Raw genomic sequence first — 24,415 nt, 5'->3', positions numbered from 1 at the left:
TTGGCTCCTTAAGCTCTGATCCGGGGTTGCTGTTCCAGTGCATCGACCCGGGAGACATCCACCAGCTTGACCAGCTGGCACCACAACTGCTGGATGGGACGTACCGATTCGACAGTAACCGTGATCCGCAGCTGTTGGCAATCCTGCTCCATGTTGAGGGCGCAGAGATTGAAACCGCGGTGACGGACCACCCGCAGCACCCGTTCCATCACTTCGGGTCTGGGTTGGGCATGGATTTCCAGGGTGCTGGTATTGAGCTGGTTCATGGGCGTTGCTCCATCATCTTGTGGTTGGCGACTCCTGGCGGAACCAGGGGCCAGACATTTTCTTCCTCTGAAATAGCCACATGCAGCAGATAGGCACTCTCGCTCGCCAGCAGGCGATCCAGTGCCGGACCTATCTCTTCCTTGCATGTGATGGTCTCGCCGGGAATGCCGAAGGCGGCAGCCAGGGCGACGAAATCGGGGTTGTCGGACAGATTGGTCTCGCTGTAGCGACCGTCGAAGAACAGCTCCTGCCATTGGCGCACCATGCCGAGGCGCTGGTTGTCCAGCAGCACCATCTTCACCTTTAGCCGGGCCCGGCGGATGGTGCCGAGCTCCTGCACGTTCATCATGAAGGAGCCGTCCCCGCTCACCAGCACCACCTCGTCATCGGGGCGCGACATCTTGGCGCCGATGGCGGCGGGCAGGCCGAAGCCCATGGTGCCGAGGCCGGCACTGGAGAGGTGGTTGCGCGGGCTGGTGAAACGCATGTGCTGGGCCACCCACATCTGGTGCTGACCCACGTCGCAGGCCACCACGCTGGTGTCAGGCAGCTGGCTTGAAAGCTCTTTGAGCAGAGCCGGGGCGTAGATGGCCTGACCCGGATGGTCGTAGCGGAAGGCGTATTCCCGAGCCATGGTGGCGCAGTGCTCGCGCCAGGGGTCGAGGGTCAGCGTCATCGCCAGGGCGGGCAGCACACGCTTGAGATCCGTGGTGATCCCCACATCGGCGGCGCGGCGCTTGCCGAACTCGGCGGCGTCCACATCCAGGTGGATCACCTTCGCCTCGGGGGCAAATTCCTCCAGCTTGCCGGTCACCCGATCATCGAAACGGGCGCCTACCACCACCAGCAGATCGCACTGCTGTACCGCCAGGTTGGCGGCCTTGGTACCGTGCATGCCGAGCATGCCCAGATAAACGGGGCTGTCGGGGTCGAGGGCACCTATCCCCTTGAGGGTGGTGACCGCCGGCATCCCCGTGGTGGCGGCAAAGTCGCGCAGCTGCTGCTCGGCATTGGCCATGCCCACCCCACCACCGACGTAGAGTACCGGACGCTCGGCACCGGCCAGCAGGGTGCGGGCGGCCGTCAGCTCGGCCTGATTCAGGGGCTCGGGTTCCTCCACGGCAAACAGCGGGCTTTGAGAAGGAACGGCGGCCAGCTGCACATCCTTGGGCAGGTCGATGAGCACGGGACCCGGACGCCCTTCGGTGGCGATGGCGAAGGCTTCGGCAATGACCCGTCCCAGATCCGCCGGGTCCGTCACCATGAAGGAGTGCTTGGTGCAGGAAAGGGACATGCCGAGCACGTCCACTTCCTGAAAGGCATCGGTACCGACGGCGGCGCAGGGCACCTGGCCGCTGATGGCCACCAGCGGTACCGAATCGAGCAGTGCCTCCGCGAGGCCGGTGACCAGGTTGGTGGCGCCGGGGCCAGAGGTAGCGATGCAGACCCCCACCTGACCGGAAGCGCGGGCATAACCCACCGCAGCCATGGCGGCACCCTGCTCGTGGCGGCAGAGCTGATGGGCCAGGCCACCGTCATACAGGGCGTCGTAGACCGGCATGATGGCTCCGCCCGGGTAACCAAACACCTGGGTCACACCCTGTTTCTTGAGAGCCTGTACCAAAAACTGCGCGCCGTTCATGTGGAAAATCCTGTCCTTTGGTCGAAAAAAAAACCCCCGGGCCGTGAGGCTCGGGGGTCGCTTGTTTCGTTCTGTCCGGTGGTGGGTCTATCCCTTGTTCCGTGCAGCCAAACGAGCCCCGAGCGGTGAGATAATAATCACCACTAGGACCACAATAATGCTGACGAAACGGGAGGCCATGTTCATAGTTACAACCGGAAATCCTGTGAAATGGGAGCGGAGCTTGCCGCGAATGGCTATTAGAACTAGCACGGTGATTTTTATTGGGCAAGCACTTTTTACCTGACAAGACTCTGATTTTGACTGCTCTGAAACCTGACGACTGGAACAAAAAACTAATAAAAAACGGTTAACCAGCATTTACATCAAACCAAGGACGGTATTTATGTCATTAGCTGTTGTTTATAGCCGTGCCAGCCTGGGGATAGCGGCGCCGCAAGTCACTGTGGAAGTGCACCTCTCCAACGGCCTGCCCGCCTTCAACATGGTGGGGTTGCCGGAAACCTCGGTGAAAGAGTCGCGGGATCGGGTGCGCAGCGCCCTGCTCAACGGCAATTTCGAATTTCCGGCCAAGCACATCACGGTCAACCTGGCCCCTGCGGATCTGCCCAAGGAGGGGGGCCGTTTCGACCTGGCCATCGCCATCGGCATTCTCGCAGCATCCAAGCAGATACCCGCAAAATACCTGCTCGATCACGAATTTTTAGGGGAATTGGCCCTGACGGGCGAGATCCGCCCCGTGCTTGGGGTGCTCCCCTCGGTGCTCGCCTGCCGCGACGCGGGGCGCACCCTGCTGGTCCCACGGGAGAACGGTCCGGAGGCTTCCCTCATACAGGATGCCGAGGTGCGCACCGCCCACCAGCTGCTGGCGGTCACCGCCTGGCTGGCGGGCCAGTACGAACTGCCGCTGCCGGAACCCCAGAGCGCGGAGACCCTGCCCGACGTGCCGGATCTGCAGGACGTGATCGGTCAGTCCCAGGCGAAGCGGGCGCTGGAGATCGCCGCCGCCGGCAGCCACAACCTGTTGTTCATCGGCCCCCCCCGGCACCGGCAAGAGCATGTTGGCCAGCCGTCTGCCCGGCATTCTGCCACCGCTGAGTGAACAGGAGGCGCAGCAGACCGCCGCCATTCACTCCATCGGCGGCCTCACCCCCCGCGCCGGCCACTGGCACCACAGGCCGTATCGCACGCCCCATCACAGTGCCTCGGCGGTGGCGCTGGTGGGCGGGGGTACCCATCCCAGGCCTGGCGAAATTTCCCTCGCCCACAACGGGGTACTGTTTCTGGATGAACTGCCGGAGTTCGAGCGCAAGGTGCTCGACTCCCTTCGCGAGCCGCTGGAGACCGGGCACATCACCATCAGTCGTGCCGCCCGCCAGGTGGATTTTCCCGCCCGCTTCCAACTGGTGGGTGCCATGAATCCCAGCCCCTGCGGCCATTATGGCGACGGCCAGACCCGCTCCAGCCCGGATCAGATCTTGCGCTATCTGGGCAAGCTCTCCGGCCCCTTTCTCGATCGGTTCGATCTGACGGTAGAGGTCCCGCTCTTGCCCAGGGGGAGCCTGACCGGCAAGGCGGAGCGGGGGGAATCGAGCCAGCAGATACGCGAACGGGTGCTGGGGGCGCGAGAGCGCATGCTGAGTCGCAGCGGAAAACTCAACAACCTGCTGGATAGTCGTGAAATCGAAGATGTTTGCAGATTATCGCCACAGGATGCCGAGTTTCTGGAGGGTGCCATCCAGAAGCTGGGGCTCAGCATCCGGGCCTGGCACCGCATCCTGCGGGTATCGCGCACCATCGCCGATCTGGCGGGACACGCCACTATCGAGAGAGCGCATCTGATCGAAGCCCTGGGCTATCGTGCCATGGATAGGCTGTTGTCACGGCTGCGCGGGGGCCAGTGAGCGGGGAAACGGCAGCAGCCACCTCCCGACCCGGAAAGGGCGCCACCATGGTCTAGTCGTGGGCCGGCTGATATTATGGCAACAGATCTGACCACTTGGTTGCCATCCACCGATACGAAGACGGATTCCACCATGCTCAACAAGCTGATAGAGCGACTGCGCGGCAGCCTCTCGACCCTGCTCTATTTCATCAACACCCTGTTCTGGTTTGTCCCCGTCCTGCTGCTTGGCCTCATCAAGCTGCTGCTGCCCTTCAAGGGGGCGCGACGTCTCTGCAACACCCTCCTGGACGGCTGCGCCACCCACTGGATAGGTTTTAACAATCTGATCCAGAAAACCATCATCAACACCCCTTTCGATGTGGTCGGAGTGGACAAAGGGCGCCGGAATGAGTGGTATATGGTGATTGCCAACCACCAATCCTGGGTCGACATACTGGTATTGCAGCGGATTTTTAATCAAAAAATCCCCTTCCTGAAGTTTTTCCTCAAGAAAGAACTGATTTGGGTACCTTTTCTCGGTCTGGCCTGGTGGGCGCTGGATTTCCCATTCATGCGGCGTTATTCCCGAAAATTTCTGGAAAAGCACCCACATCTGAGGGGAAAAGACATAGAAACCACGCGAAAGGCCTGTGCCAAATTCCGCCACATTCCGGTGAGCGTGATGAATTTCGTCGAGGGCACCCGCTTCACCGCCAGCAAGCACGACAAACAGGGCGCTCCCTATCGTCACCTGCTGCACCCGAGGGCGGGTGGCGTCGCCTTCACCCTGGCGGCCATGGGGGATCAGCTGCACAAACTGGTGGATGTCACCATCGCCTATCCAGGCGGCATCCCCAGCTACTGGGACTTCATGTGCGGTCGAGTCAGGGAGATCAAGGTTCGGGTCCGCTTTCTGCCGATCGAACGCAATCTGGTGGGGGATTACTTCAATGACCCCGAGTTCCAACAAGAGTTTCAGCAGTGGTTGAACGGGATCTGGTGCGAGAAAGACCAGACCCTGGGCCAGCTACTGGCGGACAAGACGCAGTAAGACACTCATGCTAAGCCTGCTCCCCGGCCCCCTGGTGCTGCTCATCAGCACCGGCCTGGCCATATTGTTTACCGCCCTGTGCGCCAGCCTGATCCTGCTGGTGTCCCTGGCCAAGCTGCTGCTCCCCGTGCCGGCCTTCGGTCGTGCCTGCAGTCGCCTCAACAACCGTTTCATGCGCCTGTGGCTCGGCTGCAACGCCCTGGTGATCCGCCTCACCACCCGCATCGACTGGCAGGTGGAGGACGACACCCGGCTACGCAAGGATGGCTGGTATCTCATCATCAGCAACCACCTGAGCTGGACCGACATCGTCGTGCTGGGCCATCTCTTCCGCGACCGGCTGCCGGTGCCCAAGTTCTTCATGAAGCACGAGCTCATCTACATCCCGCTGCTGGGGCTCGCCTGCTGGGGGCTGGACATGCCCTTTATGCGCCGCTATTCGAGAGAGTTTCTGCTGCGCAATCCGCACCTGCGGGGCAAGGACATCGAGACCACCCGCAACGCCTGCGAGAAGTTTCGCCACATCCCCACCACCGTCATCAACTTCGTGGAGGGGACCCGCTTCACCGAACAGAAGCGTGACGCCTCCCGCTCCCGCTTTCGCCACCTGATGCCGCCCAAGGCGGCCGGGCTCGCCTTCACCCTGGCGGCCATGGGCGATCAGTTCGACAGCCTGATCAACGTCACCATCAGCTACCCGGACAACACCGAGACCCCCTTCAAGGACTTCCTGATGGGGCGGATGAAGCGCATCCGGGTGCGGATCGAGGAGCTGCCGGTGGACGAGCAACTGGTAGGGGATTACTTCAACGACAAGCAGTTCAAGCGCGGCTTCCAGGAGTGGCTGAACCAGCGCTGGCAGGAGAAGGACGAAATACTGGAAGGCTGGCAGCGGGCTCAGGCGCCCATCCCATTGACCGCCAAGGAGAGCGCCGACGCCAGTTCGGGCAGCTGATCCTCGCTGAACACGGCGATGCCGTGGCGGCGCAGCAGGGCGGTGGTCTTGCCCTCGCCCGCCACCGAGACCCCTTCGAAGCGGCCGTTGTAGATACGGCCGCTGCCGCAGGAGGGGCTCCCCTCTTTCAGCAGGGCGAAGCGAATGCCCTGCTGCTGGCAGAGCGCCAGCGCCAGGGCGGCGCCGCGATCGAACTCGGTCGTCACATCCAGCCCGCTTTCGGTGACTACAGACTCACCCTGCCGCTCGGCGGGTGGTCGCGGGGTCGGCAGCCCCCCCGCCACCTCGGGACAGAAGGCCAGCACCCGCCCCTCCGCTCCCAGCGCCTGCAGCCAGTCGCTGACAATCCCCTTGCTCTGGCCGTCGTAACGCACTGGCTGCCCCAGCAGACAGGCGCTCACCAGCACCTTGTGCATTCCCGTCTCTCCCATGCTTTCACTTCCTGTGTGAGGTGCCAGTGCACCAGACCCGCTATGGGGCGACAATCCGGCTTTCGCAGACATCGGCTTATGCTTCCGCACCGTGCATCACCTGATCGAACATGACGCAACAGGGGGTCTCCAGCCGATAGAGGATAGCGGGACGTTGCTTGCCGGTGCGCTTGCGCCCTGTGTCCACCAGGATGTCGGCACGGTGGAGCCGCTTGCGAAAGGCGGCCGTGTTCATGGGGGTCTGCAGGACGATCTCGAACGCCCGTTGAACCTCGGAGAGGGTGAATTCCGCCCCCAGCAGATGCAGCGGCAGGGTGCTGTAACGGCTCTTGATGCGCAGCCGCTCCAGCCCCATGGCGACCAGCTTGCCGTGATCGAAGGCGAGTTGCAGGCCGGGCAGATCGTCCAGAGGATGCCAGCGACCGCGCACCGCCCCCCCATCGGGATCCGCCAGACAGAGATAGACGAGGGTGGTGGACCAGCCGCGGGGATCCCGCTCCAGGTTGCCGAGGGTACAGACCTGCTCGCTGTAGCAGTGCTCCAGCCCCCACTCTGCCAGCAGGCGATGGCGAGCCGCGTCCAGATCCCGATCCCGGGTCTCGTCGATGCGCAGGGCCGGCAACTGCCAGCAGTGGGCAAAGGGGGGGCGATCCCGGGTCTCGAGAAGCAGTTCGAGCCGCTCCTCGCGCAACCGCAGCACCACCATATCCAGACTCATTCTCGGCATCCTGGTCGACCTGCTCGCCTTCTAATAATGTTTGGTAGATAATATCACAAGAATATTATGTGCAGGAGTCACCCATGGGAACCATCGCCAGCCTGGATATTGATGCGCAGAAGGGGTTTACTCCGCTCTGTCCGAACGAGCTGCCCGTCGCAGGCGGGGATGATATTGTGGCGGCGCTCAACGCCCAGGCCGCCCTCGCCACCCTGCGAGTCGGCAGCAAGGACGCCCACCCCGCGAACGCTGCCTGGGTCGTGAGCGAGCCGGCCGCCATGCTGCAACCGCTGGATCTGCCCAACGCCGACCTCACCTGGCCGGCCCATTGCGTGCCGGGCACCCCTGGCTTCGAGCTGCTCGACGGCCTGCCCGCCCCCATCGACTACGACTTCTTCGTCTGGAAGGGGGTCGAGCCGGATCTGCACCCCTATGGCGCCTGCTACCACGACCTCGCCGAGCGTCGCAGCACCGGGCTCATCGAGTTCCTGCAGGCCCGCGGCGTCGCGACCGTGCTGGTCGGCGGCCTCGCCACCGACTACTGCGTCAAGACCAGCGTGCTGCAACTGCTCCGCGCCGGCTTCCGGGTCATCGTCCACCTCGATGCCTGCCGCGGCATCGCCCCCGAGACGATCGCCCAGGCCCGTGCCCAGATGATCGAGGCCGGCGCCGAGCTGGCCCAGACCCTGGCCGATGTACAACGCCTGCTGGACGCCTGATATGCCCCCGATCCTCAACAGCCTGCTCGACACCGATGCCTACAAGCTGCACATGCAGCAGGCTGTGTTCCATCGCTACCCGGATGCCGAGGTGGTGGCCGAATTCTACAGCCGCAACGAAGAGGATCTGCTGCCCATGATGGGCGAGATCGAGGAGCAGCTGCACCTCGCCGGCTCCCTGCGGCTGACCAGACCCGAGCTCGATTTTCTGGCCGAGCGCCCCTTCTTCACCCCGGATTATCTGGATCACCTGCGCCGCAAGCCGCTGGATGCCTCCCTGCTCAAGGTGTTCGAGCAGGATGGCCGCATCAATGTGCGGGTCGAAGGGCCCTGGCAGGACGTCATCCTGTGGGAGATCCCGGTGCTCGCCATCATCAGCGAGATGCGCAACCGCTTCCGCTACCCCCAGTTCGGCGTCAGCCAGGCACTGGAGCGGCTCGACCAGAAGATCGACAAGCTGGAACGGGAGCTGAGCCGGGAGGAGATGACCGAGTTCAACCTCATCGACTTCGGCACCCGCCGCCGCTTCTCCCATGCGGTGCAGGATGCCGTGGTGGGCCGCCTCCAGGATCGGCTGCCGGCGTTTCGCGGCACCAGCAACTACCAGCTGGCCCAGAAATACCGGCTGCCGGCGGTGGGCACCCAGGCCCACGAGTGGTTCCAGGCTCACCAGCAACTCGGCTTCCCGCTGGAACTCAGCCAGCGCGCGGCCCTCACCAGCTGGCTGGACGAGTTCACCAACCACCTCGGCATCGCCCTGACCGACTGCATCACCATGGATGCCTTCCTGCGCGACTTCGACTTCGAGCTGGCGAGCCGATATCAGGGGTTGCGCCACGACTCCGGTGACCCCGTGGTCTGGGGCGAGAAGGCCATCAGCCACTACCAGCGCCTCGGTATCGATCCCGCCACCAAGACGCTGGTCTTCTCCGACGGCCTCGACCTCGACAAGGCAGTCCGGCTGTTCCGCCACTTCAGTGGTCGCATCAACACCAGCTTCGGCATCGGCACCAAGCTCACCTGCGATCTGCCAGGCGTCACCCCGATGAACATCGTCTTCAAGCTGATGGAGTGCAACGGCGGCCCGGTCGCCAAGATCTCCGACAGCCCGGGCAAGACCCTGTGCCGGGACGCGGACTTCATCCGCAACCTCAAGCAGGCCTTCCACGTCGGGGTATAAGACGCCTTTTTGAGTGTCCCATCTTGCGCACTGCGCCGATGGCCCCCTACCATGACTCACCTGAAAGGTCCGGCCCCCGTCGGACCTTTCGCTTGTTCGAACGCCAGACCACAAGGAACCACTCATGACCTCCAGATGGATATTCGCCCTCACCACCCTGCTCGCCAGCCTGAGCGCCGTCGCCGCCGAACCGCTGCGGGTCTCCGCCATCCCGGACGAAGCCCCCACCGAGCTGCAGCGCAAGTTTGCCCCCCTGGGTGACTACCTGGCCGAGAAAACAGGCCGCGAGGTGGTGTTCGTGCCGGTCAACGACTACGCCGCCGTGGTCGAGGCGCTGGCCGCCGGCAAGCTGGACATGGCCTGGCTCGGGGGCTTCACCTATGTGCAGGCACACCGCCGTGCCGACAAGGTGGTACCCCTGGTGCAGCGTCAGGAAGATGCCCAGTTCACCTCCAAGTTCATCGCCAATGCCGACAGCGGCATCAAGACCCTGGCCGACACCAAGGGCAAGGACTTCGCGTTCGGCTCCCCCTCCTCCACCTCCGGTCACCTGATGCCACGCCACTTCCTGGCCGAGCAGGGCATCAACCCAGAACGTGACTTCGCCCACGTCGCCTTCTCCGGCGCCCACGACGCCACCGTCGCCTGGGTCGCCTCCGGCAAGGTGCCGGCCGGTGCGCTCAATGCCTCCGTGTGGGAGAAACTGGTGGAAGAGGGCAAGGTCGACACCACCAAGGTCAAGGTGATCTGGACCACCCCGACCTACTTTGACTACAACTGGACAGTACGCGGTGATATGGATCCGGCCCTGCAAGAGAAGATCAAGCAAGCCTTCCTCAGCCTGGATCCGGCGGTGCCCGCCCAGGCCGAGATCCTCAAGCTGCAACGCGCTACCCGCTTCATCGAGACCAAGCCCGAGAATTACCTGGGCATCGAAGCCGCCGCCACCCAGGCCGGCCTGCTGAAGTGATCGCCGTCGCGCTGGACGGGGAAGGATTGCGGCTCGGCCAGAGCCGCATCCTGCAGCCGTTCAACCTGCAGATAACGGCAGGCGAGTGCGTGGCCATCATAGGGCCGAGCGGCGCGGGCAAGACCAGCCTGCTGCGGCTGCTCGGCACCGAGCTGCGCGGCGAAGGCAGGCTCACCCTCTGGGACCAGGATCCCTGGACCCTCTCCACCCGGGACCGCCAGCGGCTGCGCAGCCGGATCGGCATGGTCTGGCAGCAACCGCCGCTGCCCGCCTCCCAGCAGGTGGTGACCGCCGTGCTGGCCGGCCGGCTCGGTCAGTGGTCCCTCGGCCGTTCCTTACTCTCCCTGCTGCGCCCCTGCGACCCCGAAGGCGCGCTAGCCGAGCTGGCGCGCCTCGGCCTCGCCGACAAGTGGCAACAGCGCTGCGGCGAGCTCTCCGGTGGCCAGTTGCAGCGGGTCGGCATCGCACGGGTGCTCTATCAGCAGCCGGATCTGATCCTGGCGGACGAGCCCGTCTCCGCCCTCGATCCCGTGCTCGCCCAAGGCAGCCTGGATGCCCTGCTGGCACAGGCCCGCGCCCGGGGCAGCACACTCATCGCCAACCTGCATGCGGTCGAGCTGGCGCTCGGCCGTTTCCCCCGCATCATCGGCCTGCGGGAGGGGCGAGTGCTGTTCGACTGTCCGGCGGCGGCCGTCACCCCGGCCATGCTGGCCGAGCTCTACGCCGGTGATGACGAGGCGGCGGCGTGTTCAATTTGACTAGCCGCTGGCGCCATCCCCTGCCCTGGTTGCTGCTGCTCATCGGCTACAGCCTGTGGCAACAGGCCGACGGCTGGCTCGGCCTGTTCGACGGCCAGAGCTGGCGGCAGATGGGCAACGTCCTCGCCACCAGCTGGCCGCCCCGCATGGATCGGGACTTCCTCGTCCTGACCCTGACCGCGACCCTGGAGAGTCTGGCGGTGGCGACATTGGGACTGGCGGGCGCCCTGCTGCTCGGCGTGCCGTTCGCCCTGCTCGGCTCCCGCGCCCTGTCGCTGGCCGAACTGGGGCCGGTGCCCAGCCCGCTGCGCGGCGCCTTGCGGGCCCTCTCGCGCCTCGTCGCCATCGTGCTGCGCAGCCTGCCCGAGCTCATCTGGGCGCTGCTGTTCGTGCGTCTGTCGGGGCTCGGGCCGCTCGCCGCCATCCTGGCCATCGCCGTCAGCTACGGCGGCATGCTGGCCAAGGTCTACAACGAGATCATGGAGAGCGGTGCCCTGCAACCGGCCCGCGCCCTGCTGCTGGGCGGTAGCGGCCGGCTGCAGGCGCTCTGGTACGGCGTGCTGCCTGCGGTGCGTCAGGAACTGCTCTCCTACACCGTCTACCGCTGGGAGTGCGCCCTGCGCGCCTCCGTCATCATGGGCTTCGTCGGCGCCGGCGGGCTCGGTCAGCAGCTCGAACTCTCCCTGCGCATGTTTGCCGGTGGCGAGGTGGTGACCCTGCTGCTGGCCTTCATCCTGCTGGTGACGCTCGCGGATGGCCTCAGCGCCTGGCTGCGCCACAGCCGCTCCCCCGGCCTGCTGTTGCTGATCTGCCTGGGGCTGGCCGCTGTCCTCGCGCTGTATCAGCTCGACTGGCGCATGCTGAGCTTCTCACTGGGGGGCCTGGGCACCTTCCTGGGAGAGTTTTTGCGACCGGACTGGTCATGGCCCTTCCTCAAGACAGTGGCTATGGGCCTGCTCGATACGGTGCAGATGGCGCTGCTAAGCACCCTCTTCAGCGCCCTGCTGGCCCTGCCGCTGGCCTGCCTCGCGCGCCACTGCTGGCCGCTGCGGCTGCTGTTCAACCTGCTGCGCTCCGTGCCCGAACTCATCTTCGCCAGCCTGCTGGTGATCGCGGTCGGACTGGGGCCGGTGGCGGGCATACTGGCGCTGACCCTGCACACCACCGGGGTGCTGGCGCGGTTGTTCGTGGAGACCCTGGAGAACGCGGATCCCGCCCCTCGCCTCGCCTTGCAGCTGAGCGGGGCCGGCCCTACGGCCTGCTTCTGGTACGGGGTGTTCCCCCTGGTGGCGCGCCAGTGGCTGGCCTACAGCCTCTATCGCGGCGAGATGAACCTGAGGGCCGCCACCATACTCGGCGTGGTTGGCGCCGGCGGCCTGGGACAGCAGCTCTATGTCTCGCTCAGCCTGTTCCGCTACGACCAGACCGCCACCCTGCTGCTGGCCATACTGCTGCTGGTCTGGCTGGCGGAGGCCCTCAGCCGCCGCACCCGTTTGCCTCGCCCGGCCCCCAGCCAGCGGGATTGCCAGATCTGAGGCCCGCCTTGCATGGCCCTGATAAACAAAAAGCCCGCCGGTTTGCACCGGCGGGCTTTTTTTCACGAGGTCAGTCTGGATCAGTCTTTCTTCGCCAGCAGGAATTGCACCAGCTGGTTGAACTGTTCCTGGGAGGTGATGGATTCGATTTTCACCATGTACTTGCCGTTCACCAGGAAGGCCGGCACGCCGCGCACGTTGTAGCTCTCGGTGTTGCGGTCGAACTGGGAGACCATGCCGGAGACGGCGAAGCTGTCGACAGCACCGTCGAACTCCTCAGCCGGCACGCCATTGTCCACGAAAACCTGCTTCACGTCGGCGCGGCTCTGGGGGATCTGGCGCTGGGTGTGGATCTTGTCGAAGATGGCCGGGGTCAGCTTGCCTTCCACGTTCAGCAGATTGGCGACGGCGTAGGCACGCTGCATCTCGGGGCCCATTTCACGGCCCAGGAAGGCCACCGGGTTCTTCTTCATCGGCACGCCTTCCGGCAGGCTCTTCTTCAGATCCTCGGCAATCGGCTCGAACTTGGCGCAGTGCGGGCAGAAATAGGAGAAGAACTCCATCACTTCCGGCTGGGCGCTGCCGGTCTGGCTGACCACGTCATAGTTGACACCTTCCTTGAATTGCGGGGCGGCGTGAACCATGGGGATCATCAGCATGGCAGCGAGGAAAAATAGTACTTTTTTCATGACGTTTCCTGTTAAGGGATCACTGTGAGGCACGCCCGGCGAACCGAAGCAGTCCAAGCCTATTGCCTCACCCTCGTGCCGTCAATGGCAAAGGCAGACAGGCGGGACCGCCATCCCGCCTCCCACGGGCACCTTGCCGCTGTGGCAATGGTGCGGGCGACACCACCAACGAACGCCCCGTGGCGTGGCGATCTGCCGGGTTCGCGCCCCTACCACTGCGGCATCAGGCTGAGCGGCGGGGCCTTCAATGCCTCGAGCTGATCATGCAGGGTCGCAATCTGCTGGCGCCAGTAGTGTTCGGTGTTGAACCAGGAGAAGTGGCGGGGGAAGGCGGGATCTTCCCAGCGTCTTGCCAGCCAGGCCATGTAGTGGACGATGCGCATGGCGCGCAGCGGCTCGATGAGCGCCAGCTCCCGCGGGTCGAACTCCATGAACTCCTCATACCCCGCCAGCAGGGTATCGAGCTGGATCTGCTGCTCATGACGCTCCCCGTTCAGCATCATCCAGAGATCCTGGATGGCGGGGCCGGTGCGGCAATCGTCGAGGTCGACAAACAGGGGGCCGTCACGCCACAGGATGTTGCCCGGGTGGCAGTCCCCATGCAGGGAGATGCGTGCCACATCCAGGGTCATGGCGTCGCATACGTGCCGGATCAGCTCGTCCAGCACCCCGAAGAAGGACTTGGCCAGCCCGCTCGGCAACCACTCGCCTGCCGCCAGCAACTGACGCGGCTCGTGCAGCATGCTCTCCACATCCAGCGGAACCCGGTGATGAAAGGCATGGCTGGCACCGACGCTGTGGATGCGACCGAGGTAACGCCCCACCCACTCCAGCTGGTCCAGGTTGTCCACCTCGAACTGACGCCCCCCGACGCTCTGCCAGATGGCAAACGGGTAGCCCTGATGCTCCAGCAGGGTCTCGCCGGCAAAGGCAATGGGAGCGGCGACCGGGATCTCAGCTTCACAGAGGCGAGCGGCAAACGCGTGCTCTTCCAGGATCTGGGCCCGGCTCCAGCGACCGGGGCGGTAGAACTTCACCACGTAGCGACGGCGATCCTCATCCTGGAACTGATAGACGCGGTTCTCGTAACTGTTGAGCTCGATAAGGCCGGAGTCGATGCGCAAGCCGCTGAGATCGATGGCATCCATGATGAGATCGGGATTGAGGTCGGAATAGTTGAAACGCATGTCATCCACCATAGAAAAGGGGCGCTGTTGCGCCCCATTCTATCACCACTGTCTGCCGTTGCCGTGCATGGCGGTGCGCCTTGCCGTCACAACCTGCTGATAAACTTGCTCGGTTGGCGCAAGGTCCCCTTGCTGTCATCCGGCGCCGCGCCTTCCCGCTTGAGCACGAACTGGACGTCCAGAGTGGGGCGCTTCAGGTTGAAGGGATCCACCGCCAGACTCACCGGCAGGGTATAGATCTCGCCCGCCTTCAGGGTCACCTCGCGGGGTCCGAACCACTGGTACTCCGGCAGCCCTTCCACGTCCAGCCGGTAGGTCTGGGAGTTCAGGGTCTTGTTGAGGATCTTCAGGGTATAGGTGTTCTCGATGAGCCCTTCACTGTTTTCCCGGAACAGCTGGTTGCGATCCCGCAGGATGTCGAGCCCCATGGGCATGATGGACATGGCATTATAGACGAAGACCCCCAGCATGACGACCATCACCAGGCCATAGCCAATCAGCTTGGGCCGCGCTACCTGGGTTTCACTGTGGGCCAGCTTGTGCTCGGTGGTGTAACTGATGAGCCCCTTCGGATACCCCATCCGCTCCATGGTCTGATCGCAGGCGTCGACACAGGCGCCGCAGTTGATGCACTCGTACTGCAGACCGTCACGGATGTCGATGCCGGTCGGGCAGACCTGCACGCAGAGGTCGCAGTCGATGCAGTCCCCCAGCCCCAGAGCCTTGGGATCGGCCTTGCGACCACGGGCGCCGCGGGTCTCGCCACGCTGGCTGTCATAGCCGACGATGTAGGTGTCCTTGTCGAACATGGCGGACTGGAAGCGGGCATAGGGGCACATGTGGATACACATGATGGCGCGCATCCAGCCGGCGTTGCCATAGGTGCAGGCGGCGAAGAACAGCACCCAGAAGATGACCCAGCCTCCCGCCTGCAGGGTGACGAAATCGGGCACCAGGTGGAAGGCATCCTGGAAGTAGGCGACGAAGGTCAGCCCCGTACCCAGCGACAGCAGGATCCAGGCCAGGTGCTTGGCGCCCTTCCGGGCCAGCTTCTCACCGCTCCAGGGTGCCGCATCCAGCTTGCGACGCTTGTTGGCGGCCCCTTCCAGCTTCTCCTCGAACCAGATGAACAGGAAGGTCCACACCGTCTGGGGACAGAGGTAGCCGCACCAGACCCGGCCCAGGAAGGTGGTCACAAAGAAGAGGGCGAAGGCCGCGATCATGAAGACCCAGGCCAGCAGGGTGAGATCCTGCGGCCAGATGGTGGCACCGAAGATATGGAACTGCTGGTGCTCCAGATCGAACAGCACCGCCTGACGGCCGTCATAACGCAGCCAGGGCAGGAGGACAAAGAGCGCGACGAAGAACCAGCCCATGGCCTTGCGCACCCGCTGCCAGTAGCCGGTCTGGGAGCGGACATAGATGCGGTTGCCGGGGTTGAACCTGTCATCTCCCGCCTTGAAGGTGTTGGGATTGAAAGTCCCGGTGACGTCACCGGTCACATCCTTGATGTCGATCTTGTCCTTGTCGGCCATTGCAACACATCGCTCCACTCATATTGTTATGAAAGCGATTATATCTTAAACAACCTGCTAATTGTGTGGGTTAAATGTATCTATAGTTCGAGTCCCGTCGCAATTTCAGGCAACAAAAAAGGCCCATAGCCAGTTGACTATGCGCCTTTTAATAGATTCTCTTGAAACCTTTCTCTGATGGCGATGTGACGCCCGGATTACTTGATGCCGCGGGCCTTGAGCAGGGCTTCCTTGAAGTCGGGCACGTGATCCTTGGCCAGCCCCGGGATCATCGCCTGCTTGTCGGATTCCCGCATCTTGAGGTGGTAGATCAGCATGTCGTCGGTCAGTGCGGACAGCGGACCGTCAAATCCCGCCTCCTCGGCCAGTTTGGCAACAAACTGCACCAGGCTGAAATCCTGCTCCTTGATCCAGGCAGGCTGCAGCAGTTCCAGCAGCTCTTCGATACGATGACATTGCATAGACGACCTCTTTAATCTGTCTTGTGAAACTCAGGCAACCTTACCCATCAAGGCTACTTCGATACGATCCCGGCCATTATGCTTGGCCTGATAGAGCGCCGCATCCGCTTTCTGGATGAGCTCGGCAATGGAGTGATGCTGATCCGGCACCAGGGTCGCCACCCCGAAGCTGCAACTGACCCGCCCCGAGACCCGGGATTTGTGGTGGGGAATGCCGAGGGCTCGCAACGAGGTACGCACCTGCTCGGCGATCTGCATGGCCCCCTGCAAGGTGGTGCAGGGCAGCAGCAGGGCGAACTCCTCTCCGCCGTAACGGGCAGCGAGATCGTCTTCCCGCCGCAGCACTTCGGCCAGCAGGCTCGCCACCTGTTGCAGGCACTGGTCCCCCACCTGATGACCATAGTGATCATTGAACTGCTTGAAGTAGTCCACATCCACCAGCACCAGAGAGAGAGGCGCCCTGGCACGGTGGCAGCGACGCCAGGCGCGCGCCAGGGAGTCGTCGAGATGGGCCCGGTTGGCGATGCCGGTCAGACCGTCGAGGCGGGACGTGAGCTTGAGGTGCTCGGAGACCGCCTTCAGCTCGGCCACCAGGTCCGCATTGGAAAAACTGTGGTAGAGAGAGGCCACCTGATCCCGCCGCAGGCGCCGCAGCAGGGTCGGCAGAAAGACGAACAGATACCCCGCCAGCATGCAGGAGACGATACGCTCCTGGGTGTTGCCGCCACTGAGCTCGAACAACATGGCAAACCCGAGGGGCAGCACGGCCCCATAGAGGGTACGACGGCTGCCGAACAGCATGATGGCACTGCCGGTCAGGATCAGGCTGGAGAGCATCATCATGGCGGCACGATAGGTGTCGGGCAGCTTGTCCATGTAGAGCAGCACGCCCAGTGCCCAGACGATGGAGGTGATGGTCACCCCGACAAAGAGCTCGCGCTCGAGCACCGGCAGCGGAAGCTCCGCCAGCCTGGGCTGGCGCCAGCGCAGATGCCACCAGCGCCCCAGCAACAGCAGCAGGACCAGACCGAGCCAGCCCAGCGACTCGCTGGCCGGCAGGTAATCGTGGAACAGCAGGCTCCAGCTGATCGCCAGCAGCCCCAGGCAAGGCAGGCTGAAGGAGGCATGGGTATAGAGCTGGACCATGATGGCCCGCCGCACCTGATATTTCACACTCTGTGTCAACTGGGTACTCCCTGTACAAGAGCCGCACAGTTTAACACTCCCCTTTCCTGCTCAACAATCAATCGACCGCTATTAAGCTGCCACTCAGCGCGTCCTCTCCCGCACAGGCCCCGACAGTCCCTTTTCTGCAGGGTCGAATGGCGCAACCCTCCCTCACCCTTTCTCCAGCTCGTCGAGGATGGGGCACTGGGGATTCGCATCTCCGTGACAGCAGCTCACCACCTCCTCGAGGGCGCTGAGCATGGCTTGCAAACCGGCGATGCGGGAGCGCAGATCGACGATTTTCTCCTGGGCCAGCTTCTTCACCTGGGCACTGGTTCTGTGCTCGTCCCGATAGAGCGCCAGCAGCTCCTGACACTCCTCCAGATTGAAGCCGGTCTCCCGCGCCCGCTTGACGAAGCGCAGCTCCCGCAGGGAGGCATCCGTATAACTGCGATACCCGTTGTCGCTGCGCACTGGCGACGAGATGAGGCCGATGCTCTCGTAGTAGCGGATGGTCTTGGCGGTCAGGCCGGTGGCCTTGGCGACCTTGCTGATGTTCATGAATGACTCCTTTGGGATTCAGATGCACGCAGGCTGCCCGCCCGGGGCTGCCAGCGCTTCAATAACAGGGAATTGCTCAAGACGGTGATGCTGCTCAGGGCCATGGCCGCCCCCGCCAGCTCGGGACTGAGGTAACCCAGTGCCGCCAGCGGAATGCCGATGATGTTGAACACGAAGGCCCAGAACAGGTTCTGCTGGATGGTGCGCCAAGTGGCCGCCGAGATGTCGATGGCATCGGCCACCAGCCGCGGATCAGACCGCATGAGGGTGATGGAGGCGGTCTCCATCGCCACGTCGGAGCCGGAGCCCATGGCGATACCCACATCCGCCGCCGCCAGCGCCGGGGCGTCGTTCACCCCGTCTCCCACCATGGCGACCAGCCCACGGGTTTGCGCCCGCAGCGCCTCGACTTTTTCCACCTTGCCGGCTGGCAGCACGGAGTCAAAGGCCCCGTCCAGCCCCAGTTTGGCGGCGATATGGGCCACCGGCGCCGGCGCATCTCCGCTCACCAGCCAGCTGGCGATGCCGCGCTGGCGCAGGGTGGCGATGGCATCCGGGCTCTCGGGGCGCAGGGTATCGGCCAGCGCGGCGATGCCAGCCACCACGCCGTCGATGGCCACCCAGACCCGGGTCGCGCCGTCGGCAGGCTGTTGATCCTGCGCGGGCACCTCAATACCGAGCTGGGCCAGCAGGGATCCATTGCCGATGGCGACTGCGTGACCGGCAACCTGACCGACAATACCGGCACCGACCCGCACCTCGACCGCGTCGGGCTGGGGCAGCATCGCCTCTTTGCCGACCGCCTCGCGCATGGCCAGCGCCAGCGGGTGTTCGCTCGCCTGCTGCAGAGCGGCAGCGAGGCGCAGTTGCTCATCGTTGCCGCTCCAGCTCGCCAGCACGGGCCTGCCCTGAGTGAGCGTACCTGTCTTGTCGAAGATGAGCGCCTTGATGGTGTGGGCCTTCTGCAGGGTATCGACATCTTTTATCAGAATGCCGTGGCGCGCCGCCACCCCGGTACCGGTGACGATGGCCGCCGGCGTCGCCAGCCCCAGCGCACAGGGACAGGCGATGACCAGCACGGCTACCGCCGCCAGCAGCGCCTGACCGAAGTCGCTGGTGATGGCGTACCACACCAGCAGGGTGAACAGGGCGATGGCCATCACCACCGGCACGAACACGGCGGAGACCTTGTCCACCAGCTGCTGCAACGGCGCCTTGCCCATCTGGGCGTTTTCCACCAATGCGATGATCTTGCTGAGGCTGGAGTCCTCCCCCACCGTAGTGGCTTCAATTTCCAGCACACCGGAGCGGTTGATGGCACCGCCCAGCACCTTGTCGCCCTCACCGCGCGGCACCGGCAGGCTCTCACCGGTGAGGATCGACTCGTCCAGCTCACTCTCACCGCTCACGATTCTGCCGTCCACCGGTACCCGTTCCCCCACCAGCACCCGCAGCCTGTCGCCGCGCAGCACCTCGTCGATGGCGACGCTCTGCCAGCGCTCGCCGCGCCAGACGGTGGCGGTTTCCGGCCGCAGCGCCATCAACTCGCGAATGGCGGACTGGGTGCTGCGTCTGGCTCGCGCTTCCAGCAGTTTTCCGAGGGAAATCAGGGTAATGATGATGGCACTCGCCTCGAAGTAGAGCTGGCCACTGGCGGCCATCCCCAGATTAAGCAGCAGATAGAGGCTGTAGAAGTAGGCCGCGCTGGTACCGGTCGCCACCAGCACGTCCATATTGGCGGAGCGGTTCTTGATGGCGAGCCAGGCGCCGCGATAGAAGCGGGCCCCGATCCAGAACTGTACCGGGGTGGCGAGCACCAGCTCCAGCCAGGCGGGCAAATGCCAGGGGAACAGTCCGGCCATGGCCAGCATCCCCACCAGTAGCGGCAGGGTCAGCAGGGCCGAGACGATGACCCGGGTTTGCGCCTGATGGGCAGTGGCGGCCTCCTGCGCTTCCCGCTCCAGCAACTGCTGACGGCGGCCGCTGGCGGAGCCCTGCGCCAGTTGGGCGCCAAAGCCGAGGGCTTCGATCTGCTCGCGCAGGGCGGCGGGGGTCTGCATCCCGGATACCAGCACGATACGAGCCTGCTCGATGGAGAAGTTGACGTCGGCGGAGATGACGCCGGGCAGCGCCGCCAGCATCTTGTTCAGACGGGCCGAGCAACCGGCACAGGTCATGCCGGTGATTTGAAACAATATGGTCTCGCTGCCGTAGTCGTAACCCTGACTCTTGATGCTGTCGAGCACCATTGGCAGGCGATCGGGGCTGGTCAGGTCGATGGCCGCCTGCTCCAGTGCGAAGTTGACGGTGGCCGATACCCCGTCGAGCTTGTTGAGGGCGGTCGTGATGCGGCCGGCGCAGTTGGCGCAGCTCATACCGCTGAGCGGCAACTGCAGATGAATGGGTGATTGAAGATGAGTGCTCATGTTGTTCCTCCCCGGAACCCGTCGGCACCACAAAACGCCGACTGGCAAACCCTAACCTTTACCGTAAGGGTAAGCTCAAGCCACATGATCCACTTTTTGCAGATGAAAAAACGGCGCCCGTTTGCTGCCAGAGAACAAACGGGCGCCGCCTTCAACTATTGCGCGGTATACGCGGCGACTCAGATACCGTACTGGGCGCGGTAAGCCTTCATGGCGGCCAGTTGCGCCGCCAGCTCCGGCTGCTCGGCCTGCTTCTCTTCCAGATACTGGATCAAGTCGCTCATCTGGATGATGGCGATGATGTGAGCGCCGTAGTCACGCTCCACTTCCTGAATGGCGGAGAGCTCGCCCTTGCCCTTCTCCTGGCGATCCAGGGCGATCAGCACCCCTGCCAGGGAGGCGCCATTGGCCTGGATCAGATCCATGGATTCGCGGATGGCGGTGCCGGCGGTGATGACGTCGTCCACCAGCATGATGCGCCCCTTGAGCGGGCTGCCCACCAGGTTGCCGCCCTCGCCGTGATCCTTGGCCTCCTTGCGGTTGAAGCACCAGGGCACGTCCACGTCGTGCTGCTCCACCAGCTGCACCGCGGTGGCGGAGGCGATGGGGATCCCCTTGTAGGCCGGGCCAAACAGCACGTCGAATTCGATGCCGGCGTCCATCAGGGCGGCGGCATAGAAGCGGCCGAGGCGGGCCAGATCGCGACCGCTGTTGAACAGGCCGGCGTTGAAGAAGTAGGGGCTCTTGCGGCCGGATTTCAGGGTGAACTCACCGAATTTGAGAACCTGTTTCTCCAGGGCGAACTCGATAAATTGACGCTGGTAGGCTTTCATTCTGGCTCCTTGCTTGGCTTGTCGTTTACTTGTGTGGGGGTATAAAAAAACGCGGTCAATGCCGCGTTTGCAGGATCTGTTGACGCTTCGTCACAGCCGCGACGGAGTCGGTTTTTGCGCAGAACTAGGCATGAGATGCGAAGTTTGGTAATCCAAACGAGGCATCGAATAACGACGTTATGCACAAAAACAGACCCGTCCCTACGGGTTGCGTGGCAAAGGATGCCATGCGTTGTTGCAGGACTTGCCAAGGGAATAACCATTGGCGGCATCCTGCGCCTAGCCTGGCATCCTTTGACACTGCAACGCGACTTGTGCCGAAACATCAACAGGTCCTGGTATCAGGAAAGTGACTGCTTCTGCAGCGCAATAATGTCGGCAATACCGCCCTTGGCGAGGGCCAGCATCTCCAGCAGCTCCTCGTGGGTGAAGGGTTCGGCCTCCGCGGTGCCCTGCACCTCGATGATGCGACCATCTTCGGTCATCACCACGTTCATGTCGGTCTCGGCGGCGGAGTCTTCGATGTACTCCAGATCGCAGATGGCCTCCCCTTCGAACATACCGACGGAGACGGCCGCGATCATCTGCTTGAGCGGGCTCTGTTTGATCAGCCTCTTCTCCACCATCCAGTTCAGCGCATCCACCAGCGCCACGCAGGCACCTGTTATGGCGGCGGTACGGGTACCGCCGTCGGCTTGCAACACGTCGCAGTCAACGGTAATGGTGTGTTCGCCCAGGGCATTCAAGTCTACCGCCGCGCGCAGGGAGCGGGCGATCAGACGGGAGATCTCCAGGGTGCGGCCGCTCTGCTTGCCGGAGGCCGCTTCGCGGTTCATCCGGGAGTGGGTGGAGCGCGGCAGCATGCCGTACTCGGCAGTGACCCACCCCTGCCCCTTGCCCTTGAGGAAGCGCGGCACGCTGGTGTCGACGCTGGCGGTGCAGAGCACGCGGGTGTGGCCGAACTCCACCAGCACGGACCCTTCAGCATGCTTGGTGAAGTGGCGGGTGATGGTTACCGGACGCACCTGGGCGGCGCTGCGATCGCTGGGACGGGACATGGGACTGACCTCTGGGCTGGCTGAATTGGCGCAGGAGTATAAGCGATCGCTACTCAAATATCAGCCGCTAAAACCACCTCGTCGGCTGACGGAGCAGGCCTGGCTGAGTATACTGGCCGCACACTTCATCAAGCCCGGAACAATCAATGATTCACAGCATGACCGCCTACGCCCGCAAGGAACTCAAGGGCGACTGGGGCACAGCCGTTTGGGAAATTCGTTCGGTCAACCAGCGCTATCTGGAGACCTACATTCGCCTGCCGGAACAACTGCGCAGCCTGGAGCCGGTTCTGCGTGAGCGCTTCCGCGCCAAGCTGCAGCGCGGCAAGGTGGAGTGCAACCTGCGCTTCGAGGCCGCCCAGGCCGCCGCCAGCCAGCTCCACATCAATGAAGATCTGGCCAAACTCATCATCGAGAGCGCCAACTGGGTGATGAAAGAGGCGGGCCAAGGTCAGCTCAATCCGGTGGACGTGCTGCGCTGGCCGGGGGTCATGGCTGCCGCCGAGCAGGACATGGACGTGGTCGCCACCGAGCTGATGGCCGGCTTCGACCTGACCATGGAAGACTTCCTCGCCTCCCGCGCCAGCGAAGGGGCCAACCTCAAGGCGCTGATCGAACAGCGTCTGGCCGGCATCCAGGTGGAAGTGAAGAAGGTGCGCGAGCACCTGCCGCAGATCATCGAGTGGCAGCGCCAGAAGCTCACCGACCGGCTGGCCGAGGCCAAGGTGGAGCTGGATCCGGCCCGCATCGAGCAGGAGATCGTGCTGCTGGCCCAGAAGATCGACGTGGCCGAAGAGCTGGATCGTCTGGAGATGCACATCAGCGAAACCAACAAGATCATGAAGAAGGGTGGCGCCTGCGGCCGTCGCCTCGACTTCATGATGCAAGAGTTCAACCGCGAGTCGAACACCCTCGGCTCCAAATCGATCAACGCCGAGGTGACCCAGTCCGCCGTCGAGCTGAAGGTCCTCATCGAGCAGATGCGCGAGCAGATCCAGAATATAGAATGACGTTTTTTGGCGTTTCCCGATGTTTCAGATGACTCACAAGCCCCTGATTTTCAGGGGCTTGTTGTTTTTGGGTGATTTGAGATGTCCGCTGATGTTCTGATAAAGTGGTATCACGTTTGGTATCACGACGCAGCGTGATACCACCTTTTTCTGAACGTGATACCACTAGCCGAAGGACTCCGTATGAGAGCCAGTGAACTCGCCAAGAAGATCAAAGAGCAAGATGCTGAAGATGAAAAGGAGGGCAAGCTAGGTGCCACCAGTAACATCAATGTGGGTGATGGCCTGTATCTTCGAAGACTCCCCAGCGGTACCCGCAAATGGGTTCTCCGTTATACCAATATCGCCAAGAAGCGAGTCTGGTTCACGATAGGGTCATATCCTCACCTGTCTCTCGCGCAAGCTCGCGGTGAGGCCGCCCGCCTCAACGCAGATGTGGAAAATGGCAAAGACCCATCAGCAGAGCGCAAACGCGATCAACAAGAAACCATCAAAACCGTCGAGCAACTGTTTCTCGACTGGTATCAGCATGATGTCAGCAGACGGCTGAAGCACCCGCAGATCCCCAAGCGCCTCTACCAAAAAGAGATTGCCCCACAAATTGGCAAGCTGGCATTGAAAGACGTTAATGCTCGCGATATCCGTGCCATCATCCATAAAGTCGCCAACTCAGGACGCAATGCAACTGCCAATGATGCCTTGATGGTTTGCAAGCAGCTTTTCAAGCATGCGATCAAGCTGAACCTACTGGACTACAGCCCTGCCCAGGCTTTCACCATGTCGGATGCTGGTGGGCAGGAAAAGAGCCGGAAGCGCATTCTTGGTCTTGATGAGCTGGATTTACTGTTCACTGTTCTTCGCAAACACCGGGACCAGTTCGTCCGTGAAAACTACCTGGCAATCGCGTTGTTGGTTCATCTAGGGGTGCGTAAAGGTGAGTTGATTGCGGCGATGTGGAGTGAGCTCAATTTTGACGAGGGAACGTGGTGCATTCCAGCCGAGCGAAGTAAGACTGCCACCGCGATCACTATCCCGCTGAGCTCAGCCAGCCTCGAATGGTTTGCCGAACTTAAAGTACGGGCCTGCGGATCGCCCTATGTGTTTCCATCACGGCGGGCCAGCAAGCGGCGAGATTATATCTCTGACGACACCTTGAACCATGCCATTGCCAAGCTGTTTGGCCAAAAAGTAGATAGTAAGAAACAGCCATTAGCCAATGTGCTTGGTGAAGCCGGCAGGGTGAGAGCGTGAACATTTTGTTAAATTTCACCCAGTTTTTTGAGACCCGCATTGAGTACCGTTTCCAGATATTCACTGCTCATTCCTGCGATTTTTTGCTTCCGTCTTACGCTCGCCTTGCGTGAAGTCTCGGCCCTG

At 62.9% G+C, this 24,415-nt stretch carries 22 protein-coding genes and 2 pseudogenes; 10 read left to right on the top strand and 14 right to left on the bottom strand.

Annotated elements, in window-relative coordinates:
* Positions 1-8 precede the first annotated feature (8 nt).
* Both ilvM and ilvG read right to left on the bottom strand, forming a co-directional pair.
* Positions 9-266: an acetolactate synthase 2 small subunit gene (ilvM, locus tag MUW49_RS08625; RefSeq protein ID WP_052815777.1), complete on the bottom strand. Its 258-nt coding sequence runs from the start codon at positions 264-266 to the stop codon at positions 9-11.
* Positions 263-1,909 carry an acetolactate synthase 2 catalytic subunit gene (gene ilvG / locus MUW49_RS08620; RefSeq protein WP_052815776.1) on the bottom strand — a complete coding sequence of 549 codons (1,647 nt, stop codon included), beginning with the start codon at positions 1,907-1,909 and terminating at the stop codon, positions 263-265. The genes ilvM and ilvG overlap by 4 nt, the downstream gene beginning before the upstream one ends.
* A gap of 385 nt (positions 1,910-2,294) precedes the next feature.
* On the opposite strand from ilvG, the pseudogene MUW49_RS08615 reads away from it, so the two are divergent.
* From MUW49_RS08615 to MUW49_RS08605, 3 genes and pseudogenes are all read left to right on the top strand, one after another.
* Positions 2,295-3,813, top strand: a pseudogene (locus tag MUW49_RS08615) (YifB family Mg chelatase-like AAA ATPase).
* 132 nt (positions 3,814-3,945) lie between these two features.
* A complete protein-coding gene (locus MUW49_RS08610) occupies positions 3,946-4,845 on the top strand; it encodes an acyltransferase (protein ID WP_052815774.1) in 900 nt (299 codons plus the stop codon).
* A gap of 7 nt (positions 4,846-4,852) precedes the next feature.
* Positions 4,853-5,800, top strand: coding sequence for an acyltransferase (locus MUW49_RS08605; protein WP_052815773.1), 948 nt, complete (start codon positions 4,853-4,855; stop codon positions 5,798-5,800).
* Here MUW49_RS08605 and MUW49_RS08600 read toward each other — a convergent pair.
* Together MUW49_RS08600 and MUW49_RS08595 are read right to left on the bottom strand one after the other, a co-directional pair.
* Positions 5,743-6,231, bottom strand: coding sequence for a DUF523 domain-containing protein (locus MUW49_RS08600; protein ID WP_052815772.1), 489 nt, complete (start codon positions 6,229-6,231; stop codon positions 5,743-5,745). The genes MUW49_RS08605 and MUW49_RS08600 overlap by 58 nt on opposite strands.
* Before the next feature lie 76 nt (positions 6,232-6,307).
* Entirely contained in the window at positions 6,308-6,958 is a 651-nt protein-coding gene (locus MUW49_RS08595) for a DNA mismatch repair protein MutT (RefSeq protein WP_029314880.1), read from the bottom strand.
* A gap of 74 nt (positions 6,959-7,032) precedes the next feature.
* On the opposite strand from MUW49_RS08595, the gene MUW49_RS08590 reads away from it, so the two are divergent.
* The 5 genes from MUW49_RS08590 to phnE all read left to right on the top strand — a co-directional run bounded on the left by MUW49_RS08590 (position 7,033) and on the right by phnE (position 12,111).
* Positions 7,033-7,668, top strand: coding sequence for a nicotinamidase (locus MUW49_RS08590; protein ID WP_043153394.1), 636 nt, complete (start codon positions 7,033-7,035; stop codon positions 7,666-7,668).
* A gap of 1 nt (position 7,669) precedes the next feature.
* The gene (gene pncB / locus MUW49_RS08585; protein ID WP_244812622.1) at positions 7,670-8,848 is read left to right on the top strand and encodes a nicotinate phosphoribosyltransferase; all 1,179 of its coding nucleotides are present in this window, start codon (positions 7,670-7,672) and stop codon (positions 8,846-8,848) included.
* A gap of 124 nt (positions 8,849-8,972) precedes the next feature.
* The gene (locus MUW49_RS08580; protein WP_043153390.1) at positions 8,973-9,818 is read left to right on the top strand and encodes a putative selenate ABC transporter substrate-binding protein; all 846 of its coding nucleotides are present in this window, start codon (positions 8,973-8,975) and stop codon (positions 9,816-9,818) included.
* Positions 9,815-10,576, top strand: coding sequence for an ATP-binding cassette domain-containing protein (locus tag MUW49_RS08575; protein ID WP_043153387.1), 762 nt, complete (start codon positions 9,815-9,817; stop codon positions 10,574-10,576). Before MUW49_RS08580 ends, MUW49_RS08575 begins: the two co-directional genes overlap by 4 nt.
* A complete protein-coding gene (gene phnE / locus MUW49_RS08570; RefSeq protein ID WP_043153383.1) occupies positions 10,564-12,111 on the top strand; it encodes a phosphonate ABC transporter, permease protein PhnE in 1,548 nt (515 codons plus the stop codon). Before MUW49_RS08575 ends, phnE begins: the two co-directional genes overlap by 13 nt.
* 80 nt (positions 12,112-12,191) lie before the next feature.
* Here the strand turns inward: phnE and MUW49_RS08565 are convergent, their stop codons facing one another.
* From MUW49_RS08565 to rph, 9 genes are all read right to left on the bottom strand, one after another.
* Positions 12,192-12,800 carry a thiol:disulfide interchange protein DsbA/DsbL gene (locus MUW49_RS08565; protein WP_043153379.1) on the bottom strand — a complete coding sequence of 203 codons (609 nt, stop codon included), beginning with the start codon at positions 12,798-12,800 and terminating at the stop codon, positions 12,192-12,194.
* 209 nt (positions 12,801-13,009) lie between these two features.
* Positions 13,010-13,999 (bottom strand): serine/threonine protein kinase, encoded by a 990-nt coding sequence (locus tag MUW49_RS08560; protein ID WP_039039688.1) that lies wholly within the window; start codon positions 13,997-13,999, stop codon positions 13,010-13,012.
* Positions 14,000-14,073: 74 nt separating this feature from the next.
* Entirely contained in the window at positions 14,074-15,522 is a 1,449-nt protein-coding gene (gene ccoG / locus MUW49_RS08555) for a cytochrome c oxidase accessory protein CcoG (RefSeq protein WP_052815771.1), read from the bottom strand.
* Positions 15,523-15,719: 197 nt separating this feature from the next.
* Positions 15,720-15,983, bottom strand: coding sequence for a YihD family protein (locus MUW49_RS08550; RefSeq protein ID WP_052815770.1), 264 nt, complete (start codon positions 15,981-15,983; stop codon positions 15,720-15,722).
* Between the two features lie 30 nt (positions 15,984-16,013).
* A complete protein-coding gene (locus tag MUW49_RS08545; RefSeq protein WP_039039690.1) occupies positions 16,014-17,168 on the bottom strand; it encodes a diguanylate cyclase in 1,155 nt (384 codons plus the stop codon).
* Positions 17,169-17,321: 153 nt separating this feature from the next.
* Positions 17,322-17,711: a Cu(I)-responsive transcriptional regulator gene (gene cueR / locus MUW49_RS08540; protein ID WP_010676100.1), complete on the bottom strand. Its 390-nt coding sequence runs from the start codon at positions 17,709-17,711 to the stop codon at positions 17,322-17,324.
* Positions 17,708-20,137 carry a heavy metal translocating P-type ATPase gene (locus MUW49_RS08535; protein WP_244812620.1) on the bottom strand — a complete coding sequence of 810 codons (2,430 nt, stop codon included), beginning with the start codon at positions 20,135-20,137 and terminating at the stop codon, positions 17,708-17,710. The genes cueR and MUW49_RS08535 overlap by 4 nt, the downstream gene beginning before the upstream one ends.
* A gap of 179 nt (positions 20,138-20,316) precedes the next feature.
* Positions 20,317-20,970 carry an orotate phosphoribosyltransferase gene (gene pyrE / locus MUW49_RS08530; protein WP_010676102.1) on the bottom strand — a complete coding sequence of 218 codons (654 nt, stop codon included), beginning with the start codon at positions 20,968-20,970 and terminating at the stop codon, positions 20,317-20,319.
* A gap of 341 nt (positions 20,971-21,311) precedes the next feature.
* Positions 21,312-22,028 carry a ribonuclease PH gene (gene rph / locus MUW49_RS08525; RefSeq protein WP_052815768.1) on the bottom strand — a complete coding sequence of 239 codons (717 nt, stop codon included), beginning with the start codon at positions 22,026-22,028 and terminating at the stop codon, positions 21,312-21,314.
* Positions 22,029-22,174: 146 nt separating this feature from the next.
* On the opposite strand from rph, the gene MUW49_RS08520 reads away from it, so the two are divergent.
* Both MUW49_RS08520 and MUW49_RS08515 read left to right on the top strand, forming a co-directional pair.
* Positions 22,175-23,038 carry a YicC/YloC family endoribonuclease gene (locus MUW49_RS08520; protein ID WP_052815767.1) on the top strand — a complete coding sequence of 288 codons (864 nt, stop codon included), beginning with the start codon at positions 22,175-22,177 and terminating at the stop codon, positions 23,036-23,038.
* Positions 23,039-23,221: 183 nt separating this feature from the next.
* Positions 23,222-24,289: an integrase arm-type DNA-binding domain-containing protein gene (locus MUW49_RS08515; RefSeq protein WP_244812618.1), complete on the top strand. Its 1,068-nt coding sequence runs from the start codon at positions 23,222-23,224 to the stop codon at positions 24,287-24,289.
* A gap of 8 nt (positions 24,290-24,297) precedes the next feature.
* Here MUW49_RS08515 and MUW49_RS08510 read toward each other — a convergent pair.
* Positions 24,298-24,415 (bottom strand): annotated as a pseudogene (locus tag MUW49_RS08510) (ISAs1 family transposase); the annotation flags it as partial.

It is taken from the genome of Aeromonas sp. LsrichE-8G, from assembly GCF_022869435.1.
Classification (GTDB): domain Bacteria; phylum Pseudomonadota; class Gammaproteobacteria; order Enterobacterales; family Aeromonadaceae; genus Aeromonas; species Aeromonas caviae.
This window is presented reverse-complemented; position numbering and strand designations above follow the sequence as displayed.

What these genes read in the sequence shown, in the direction of transcription:
- ilvM (WP_052815777.1), bottom strand. Translation starts at nt 266, where the DNA reads ATGAACCAGCTCAATACCAGCACCCTGGAAATCCATGCCCAACCCAGA.
- ilvG (WP_052815776.1), bottom strand. Translation starts at nt 1,909, where the DNA reads ATGAACGGCGCGCAGTTTTTGGTACAGGCTCTCAAGAAACAGGGTGTG.
- MUW49_RS08610 (WP_052815774.1), top strand. Translation starts at nt 3,946, where the DNA reads ATGCTCAACAAGCTGATAGAGCGACTGCGCGGCAGCCTCTCGACCCTG.
- MUW49_RS08605 (WP_052815773.1), top strand. Translation starts at nt 4,853, where the DNA reads ATGCTAAGCCTGCTCCCCGGCCCCCTGGTGCTGCTCATCAGCACCGGC.
- MUW49_RS08600 (WP_052815772.1), bottom strand. Translation starts at nt 6,231, where the DNA reads ATGGGAGAGACGGGAATGCACAAGGTGCTGGTGAGCGCCTGTCTGCTG.
- MUW49_RS08595 (WP_029314880.1), bottom strand. Translation starts at nt 6,958, where the DNA reads ATGCCGAGAATGAGTCTGGATATGGTGGTGCTGCGGTTGCGCGAGGAG.
- MUW49_RS08590 (WP_043153394.1), top strand. Translation starts at nt 7,033, where the DNA reads ATGGGAACCATCGCCAGCCTGGATATTGATGCGCAGAAGGGGTTTACT.
- pncB (WP_244812622.1), top strand. Translation starts at nt 7,670, where the DNA reads ATGCCCCCGATCCTCAACAGCCTGCTCGACACCGATGCCTACAAGCTG.
- MUW49_RS08580 (WP_043153390.1), top strand. Translation starts at nt 8,973, where the DNA reads ATGACCTCCAGATGGATATTCGCCCTCACCACCCTGCTCGCCAGCCTG.
- MUW49_RS08565 (WP_043153379.1), bottom strand. Translation starts at nt 12,800, where the DNA reads ATGAAAAAAGTACTATTTTTCCTCGCTGCCATGCTGATGATCCCCATG.
- MUW49_RS08560 (WP_039039688.1), bottom strand. Translation starts at nt 13,999, where the DNA reads ATGGTGGATGACATGCGTTTCAACTATTCCGACCTCAATCCCGATCTC.
- ccoG (WP_052815771.1), bottom strand. Translation starts at nt 15,522, where the DNA reads ATGGCCGACAAGGACAAGATCGACATCAAGGATGTGACCGGTGACGTC.
- MUW49_RS08550 (WP_052815770.1), bottom strand. Translation starts at nt 15,983, where the DNA reads ATGCAATGTCATCGTATCGAAGAGCTGCTGGAACTGCTGCAGCCTGCC.
- cueR (WP_010676100.1), bottom strand. Translation starts at nt 17,711, where the DNA reads ATGAACATCAGCAAGGTCGCCAAGGCCACCGGCCTGACCGCCAAGACC.
- MUW49_RS08535 (WP_244812620.1), bottom strand. Translation starts at nt 20,137, where the DNA reads ATGAGCACTCATCTTCAATCACCCATTCATCTGCAGTTGCCGCTCAGC.
- pyrE (WP_010676102.1), bottom strand. Translation starts at nt 20,970, where the DNA reads ATGAAAGCCTACCAGCGTCAATTTATCGAGTTCGCCCTGGAGAAACAG.
- rph (WP_052815768.1), bottom strand. Translation starts at nt 22,028, where the DNA reads ATGTCCCGTCCCAGCGATCGCAGCGCCGCCCAGGTGCGTCCGGTAACC.
- MUW49_RS08520 (WP_052815767.1), top strand. Translation starts at nt 22,175, where the DNA reads ATGATTCACAGCATGACCGCCTACGCCCGCAAGGAACTCAAGGGCGAC.
- MUW49_RS08515 (WP_244812618.1), top strand. Translation starts at nt 23,222, where the DNA reads ATGAGAGCCAGTGAACTCGCCAAGAAGATCAAAGAGCAAGATGCTGAA.